The organism is Companilactobacillus halodurans (assembly GCF_009600985.1).
Taxonomy (GTDB): Bacteria; Bacillota; Bacilli; order Lactobacillales; family Lactobacillaceae; genus Companilactobacillus; species Companilactobacillus halodurans.
In genome coordinates this window covers 1-5,920 of sequence record NZ_VDFP01000043.1, presented here as the reverse complement: position 1 = coordinate 5,920, position 5,920 = coordinate 1, and the positions used below count along the sequence as shown (strand labels likewise).

5 protein-coding genes are annotated in these 5,920 nt (G+C 37.0%); 1 reads left to right on the top strand and 4 read right to left on the bottom strand.

Annotated features, from left to right (window positions below):
• Positions 1-116: 116 nt before the first annotated feature.
• The 4 genes from FHL06_RS11900 to FHL06_RS11885 all read right to left on the bottom strand — a co-directional run bounded on the left by FHL06_RS11900 (position 117) and on the right by FHL06_RS11885 (position 3,706).
• On the bottom strand, positions 117-1,328 hold the full coding sequence (locus FHL06_RS11900; RefSeq protein ID WP_153386800.1) for a restriction endonuclease subunit S: 1,212 nt from the start codon (positions 1,326-1,328) through the stop codon (positions 117-119).
• A complete protein-coding gene (locus tag FHL06_RS11895) occupies positions 1,316-1,882 on the bottom strand; it encodes a helix-turn-helix domain-containing protein (RefSeq protein WP_153386798.1) in 567 nt (188 codons plus the stop codon). The genes FHL06_RS11900 and FHL06_RS11895 overlap by 13 nt, the downstream gene beginning before the upstream one ends.
• Entirely contained in the window at positions 1,875-2,804 is a 930-nt protein-coding gene (locus FHL06_RS11890) for a replication initiation protein (RefSeq protein ID WP_259596246.1), read from the bottom strand. The genes FHL06_RS11895 and FHL06_RS11890 overlap by 8 nt, the downstream gene beginning before the upstream one ends.
• Before the next feature lie 689 nt (positions 2,805-3,493).
• The gene (locus FHL06_RS11885) at positions 3,494-3,706 is read right to left on the bottom strand and encodes a hypothetical protein (protein WP_076632832.1); all 213 of its coding nucleotides are present in this window, start codon (positions 3,704-3,706) and stop codon (positions 3,494-3,496) included.
• A 342-nt stretch (positions 3,707-4,048) separates the two neighbouring features.
• Here FHL06_RS11885 and mobQ point away from each other — a divergent pair, with 342 nt between their 5' ends.
• Entirely contained in the window at positions 4,049-5,914 is a 1,866-nt protein-coding gene (gene mobQ / locus FHL06_RS11880) for a MobQ family relaxase (RefSeq protein ID WP_153386796.1), read from the top strand.
• The last annotated feature ends 6 nt before the right edge of the window (positions 5,915-5,920 follow it).

The window sequence follows — 5,920 nt, the reverse complement described above, 5'->3', positions numbered from 1 at the left end:
GAAAAGCAGATGTTATTTATTGATAAAAGAAACAAAATAGCCCCCAATATCTACATTATAGATATTGGGGGCTATTTTAAAAACGTTTTTGAGGGGTTATTTGTAAGTTATAGACCCTAAACAAACATCTTTTGTAAAAAGCCTTTTTTCTGTTCTTTCAACAAATCTAACTTACGCTGATGAAGAGCAATAGTGTTGTCAATCATCATCAAAAACTCAGAAATTTTCTCTTGTTCAGACAAATTTACGGGGATCATGACTGATATTTGACTCATAACGTTATTCATCAACTTGGGATTTCCAACGTGTGAAACCCATTTCCATGCAGATCTGTTGAGATTTTCGGCCATTGCTTTATTAGCCAGACCATCAGCGGATAGAAGAACGCCATTGACGTTTGTACTATAAAATTTTCCGGGTCTAAAGTTAACGGTCCCTGCGTTAGCACCATCTGTAGTCCAAGTTATTGCGGTATCAAAAAGATAGTCCGAGTAATACCCCATCAATCCATCATTCTTTGTTTGCGAGGAATATACGGGATACTGATTCTTTCCAACTTTCTCAGGAGTTGTCTTGCTTGTTGCAAGGACTTGGCCTCTTGTAACTTTATACAACTCACCTACCTTACGCTGTTCCCAATCGTCAGCAAACCCTGCAAATCTTAATTGCGGGAACTTGCTCCCATTTTGGGGGAACATTTTTTGCAAGTAGCCTTTTTTCTGTTCCTTGAGCAAATCTAACTTACGCTGGTTAGCAGCGATAAGGTTATCCAAACTATTAAATAAGTGCGCAATCTTATCTTGTTCAGCCCTTTCGGGTATGGCCAACTCAAATCGCCCAACTTCTTGTGCGTTAATTCCGGGTTGCCCAGAACGTTGGGACATTACCTGAACATATCGTTCCCATGCTTTAGTCAGAGTATTTTGATATACAAACTGAGCCGAAGTTTCTTTGTTTACCTTTTGCCGAATTAAGAAACCAGCATAGTACAACTCACCGTCTGAATCCCGGTAAATATACGTCTTACCGGTACTTGCGCCTGTTCGCGCGTATACAATACTCTGTTCATCCATTCTATAATCTGTCAGTTGATCTTCTGGAACATCAGGCGAAGTAAGTCCTTCAGGTAAAAACGAATGTGACACTTCGTCGATGTCTGTGATTCGCAAATATCCATGTACGCCATCGTATTCTTTGGCCGCAGCATTCAGACCATATGAAAATCCATCTGATAAATCGGCAAGGTTACGCTGTACCCAAGGATCAGTGAATCCTTTAAATCGCAATTCTGGAACTTTCTTTTTAACTGAATCATCTATTTTCGCCATAGTCCCCACCATTTTCTTGGTTTTTCTTGTTCTTCTATCCTTTTTTGAATTTTGATTTGTTCCTGCAAATTTTCCAACTTCTCTTTAAGAGCGTTCACTTCATCTTTATATTGATTGTCTAAGTGTTTGAATTCTGTTTCCTGTGAGGGTATTTTGAGAACTTTTAATCTGTCGTTTTCTGCTTTGTATTCTTCGAGCAGTTGTTTGTCCTGTAAGGCCAATCTTTGTTGCTGATCTAGTAACTTATGTAACTCTTTCTTTTCAGATTGAATTTCTGATACTAAATTTCGAAGGAATTTCACTTCATCTTGTCCATCAACCGCATCTTTTTTGTTGTCGTCAACATCATCTTTTTGTTGACGGTATCTTGTTGACGAATTGTTTGAGAACATTGCTTTAATAGCTTTTTGCCCATCAACATCAACGTAAACAGTATTGCCTTTTGTTGATGTAAATTGACGTAAATCGATTGACGCATCTCTTTTTATCTTTTGCCATATAGCCTGCTTTGAAACGCCCAATTCATCAGCAAGTTCCTTAATAGTTTTAGACATGATTTCCAAAACCCTTTCGGAGTTCAGCAAGTGCTTCTTTTCGTGCTTGATCTCTTATTTTTTTATCATGTTCGGCTTGTTTGACAGCCAATGCTTGCTTTTCAGTAGAACCTAGAGTTAACCCCTTAACTTTATCAATGGCACGCCATTTTTCCTGTTCTGTTAATTCACCATTATGCTGAATATTAAAGAGTTTTTGACGTTCATCTTGAAATTGACCTTGTGAGAAGTCGTTAGCGTCTTTCTTTTCAGGTTTCCAGGTAAACGAATAGCCAATAACTGGTTTTCCTCTACCTTTACCATATTTTTTTCTAATCGTTAACCCTCTAAACAAAGGAGTTAATTCTTCTCTAATAGGAGCCAGAATTCTTTGGTTAACATGAAATTCTTTGTAGCTTGTTGGAATGTCTAGCAATTCATTAAAATCTGCTTTTGAAAAGTAAGCGTAACCTGTAGTGCGATAGCCCTTTAGCAAGCGGAACATCGTCTTGGCGTAGCTACTCTTTAGATCTCTAAACTCTGTTAAAGCGTATCGTACCCAACTCTCTAGATTGTTCAGCAAGGGCAAAGCGTCTTTGTAGATTTCTACGTCAACGTACGGCTCGTCTACGTCACCGTTGATCTTAAATTTGGTAAACATGACAAATCTTTCGAACGACAACCCACTTTTGCTTCGGCTACCGAAACGCAAGTCCATCAAGTGGTCGTAGGTGCGTTTAATATCTTCGATAAAGCGCCGATTGGCTGTGGGCTTGTAATTACTTAACTCTTTTAGCTGGTCAAAGCTAAAGCGGACGGTTTGGTCACCCTTATCACGCATACGAGAAATAATTGAAAAAAATAAATTCATTTCAATAGGGGTGAATTTACGTAACGGAATGGTATTTAATTCGGGTTGATATTTGACTAGTTCATTGCTCACAAAAACCCCTCCTTTTATAAATCTCTTTTATTATAACACGGTATTCTTTCTGATGTGTTCTATAAACAGACAATTTGTGTTCTATAAACAGACAATTTGTGTTCTATAAACAGACAATTTGTGTTCTATAAAGTTCTGTATCCCACGTTGCCGTAAGGCTGAACACACCATTAAAAGAGGTTTAAAAGAGGTTTATAAAAAAGGTATATAAGAGGCACCACTGTACGAGATCAAAACCTAGAATCAAAAAACACAAAGGAGTGAGCCAAAAAACAGGCTCACATTAAACTCCAGTCGCTATGCTCCTTGCGCCTCACTCTGTTCGTTGCCTAAAAGGTGTGGCAAGCCACATTAATTCGGGCGCTGACGCCCCGAACCCCGTCCAAGCTGAGCCAGCTTGACCGCTTTTTCACTCGCCGTTAGGCAGGAAAGCAAAGTTTTATAGAAACTTTGGCTTTCGCCAATTCAGTGTTAAGACTGGTTTAGAGCTGTCAATTCCTTATGCTCCCACGCTGCGCTCGTCCGCTACCATTGACAGCAAATAGTTAGCTTTTCTAAAACTTGATAAAGATTTAACTGCTATGTCCCTTTTTAAGGGCCTTATTTTTTGTTCTCAGCGATTTTAAGGCTATTTATGTATATTTATACCAAAGCCAAAATAAAAAGCCCTCAGGGAGCTTTTAGAAGGACTAAATAATGAAGTCTGGTCGATTAATAATATCTTCTTGTCTTTTTTGCAAAATGTAAGTATACAGGGAATCATACAAATTCTTTTTAATCTCGTCAGGTTCATTGACAGAAGCTTTAAATAATTCTTGAATATCAACCTGCCAAGGATCAGAGAGAATTTCGTCAATGGGTTTTAATACTTTCTTTTCGTCCAGCTTAATTACTCCTAACATTAAAATAATGATTCCAGGTTAGATACGTAATTCTTGATAGTTAGTTATTCAAATTTTGGTTGAAAGCAGCGGGATATGCAACAATTTTTAGCATTTAAAGCATAACAAACTCAGTTAAGTGTAAGCATAAATTGAATTAAGAATACATTCCATTCAACAACGGAAAAAATCGATTCTATGGTTATCAGCAGACCGAGTAAAACGAGGTCAATGCGAGGTCAATGCGCACTTATACACAACATGAAATTGTGTTGTGCTAAGACCATAAAAACCTGTATCAGAAGTCGCCTATGGCGACAACAAAAATCAAAAACAAACCCACAAAGAAAGGAGATAACAGCAATGGCAATTTTTCACATGAGCTTCCAAAATATTAGTGCTGGAAAAATGCGTAGTGCAGTTGCTAGTGCTAGTTATCGAAGTGGGGAAAAACTATTTTCTGATAAAGAGGTAAAAAGTTACTTTTATAAACGTGATGTCATGCCAGAAGCATTTATTTTAACACCAAAAAATGCGCCAGAATGGGCGAAAGATTGGCAACAATTATGGAATGAAGTTGAGAAGAAAGACCGTAAAGCAAATTCACGTTATGCCAAAGAATTTAATGTTGCTTTACCGATTGAATTATCGGAGCAAGAGCAAAAAGATTTACTAACAAAATATGTACAAGAAAATTTTGTTAATTCAGGTATGGTTGCGGATGCCGCTATCCATAAAGACCACCCAGATAATCCACATGCTCATGTTATGCTAACCAATCGACCATTTAATCCTAATGGAACGTGGGGATTAAAGAGCAAACGAGAGAATATTTTAGACAAAAATGGTAACAAAACATATACAAAAAATAGTAGATTTCCTAGTTCAAGGAAAATATGGCTAGTTGATTGGGATAAGAAAGAAAAACGCCAAAAATTTAACCGCAATGTTAAACAGCAAAGACAAGCAAAAGCAGAAGCTAAAAATGCCAATGAAAAAATTCATAATATCCGCCGTATAGAAACGTTACAACGTCACTATTCATTTGATGAAAAAAATATAGTTGCACAACTAAGTAAGCAACTAAAAACATTTGTTAGTTTAGAAAACGTGGACGAAAAACAACGTATGCTGTTTAATTGGAAAAATAGTGCCACAATTAAGCAAGCAATCGGACAAGATATGACAAAGCAATTAGTAACAATTAACCAGCAAGAAAAGTCATTAGCAGAAGCAAATCAGTTACTAGATAAGGTTGTTAGTCGAACAGTTAAAAAGCTTTATCCCGATATTGATTTTGAACAAACAACTATTGCAGAACAACGTGAGTTAATCGAAGAGACAGATAGTGAACAAAAGGTGTTTGCAGGAGGCGAATTAAAAGACCGTTTAGCAATGATAAGAACGAACATTTTAAACCAACAAGTTTTGACGTTTACCAAACGTCCCTTTGCTAGTTGGTTAATGCTTGAAAAGCAAGAACAGCGAGCTAAGGAGACTATTAGTGATATTTTAGCTAATAAAGGCTATCAACTAGCAGATATTAAGCGTACAAAAGGTACATTGTTAAGTTACTTTGATAAGAAACAACAAGATGTTTTGAAGAAGAATATCAAAGAACTTTCAGCAGTAAATGAGATTAAACAAGTGGTTGATACGCAATATAACAACGTGTTAAGTAAGACTTTCCCTGATATGAGCCTTGATCAAGTCAAAATGACTGAAAAAGAACGCCTATATACAGCAGTTGTTTATTATAATCCTGAACTTAAATCACTAGAAAAGCGTGATTTAGACCAGTTGAAAAACAATCCGCCAGTACAATTCACGACCCAGGAACATGCCCAGGGACTTGCTTATCTAAGCGGACAGGTTAAATCTGATGAGATTCAAAACGCTAATTTGTTACGTGTATTGAAGAATAGGGGGACACAACAGTTATTCATTGGGGAAGCAGGGCAAGATAAAAAGATTTCTGCTAGACAAGTTGAACAGGCTAAAAAAGGAATACAACAGCATAACCAAAGAAATGATAATTTTCGTAAAGAAAATATGCCTGATTATCGAGCCGTCAACTATAACGAAAACACACCAGCAAGATATTTGAACAAATTACTATCAGACACATTGATGAGCTTGCTTTACGAGAATAACCAAGATCAGGAGCGTAACAAGCAAAAGAATGTACCATTAGAATTCGAGTTCGAACTAGATAAATCGAAGCGTTAGCTCCTA

What these genes read in the sequence shown, in the direction of transcription:
- FHL06_RS11900 (WP_153386800.1), bottom strand. Translation starts at nt 1,328, where the DNA reads ATGGCGAAAATAGATGATTCAGTTAAAAAGAAAGTTCCAGAATTGCGA.
- FHL06_RS11885 (WP_076632832.1), bottom strand. Translation starts at nt 3,706, where the DNA reads ATGTTAGGAGTAATTAAGCTGGACGAAAAGAAAGTATTAAAACCCATT.
- mobQ (WP_153386796.1), top strand. Translation starts at nt 4,049, where the DNA reads ATGGCAATTTTTCACATGAGCTTCCAAAATATTAGTGCTGGAAAAATG.
- FHL06_RS11895 (WP_153386798.1), bottom strand. Translation starts at nt 1,882, where the DNA reads ATGTCTAAAACTATTAAGGAACTTGCTGATGAATTGGGCGTTTCAAAG.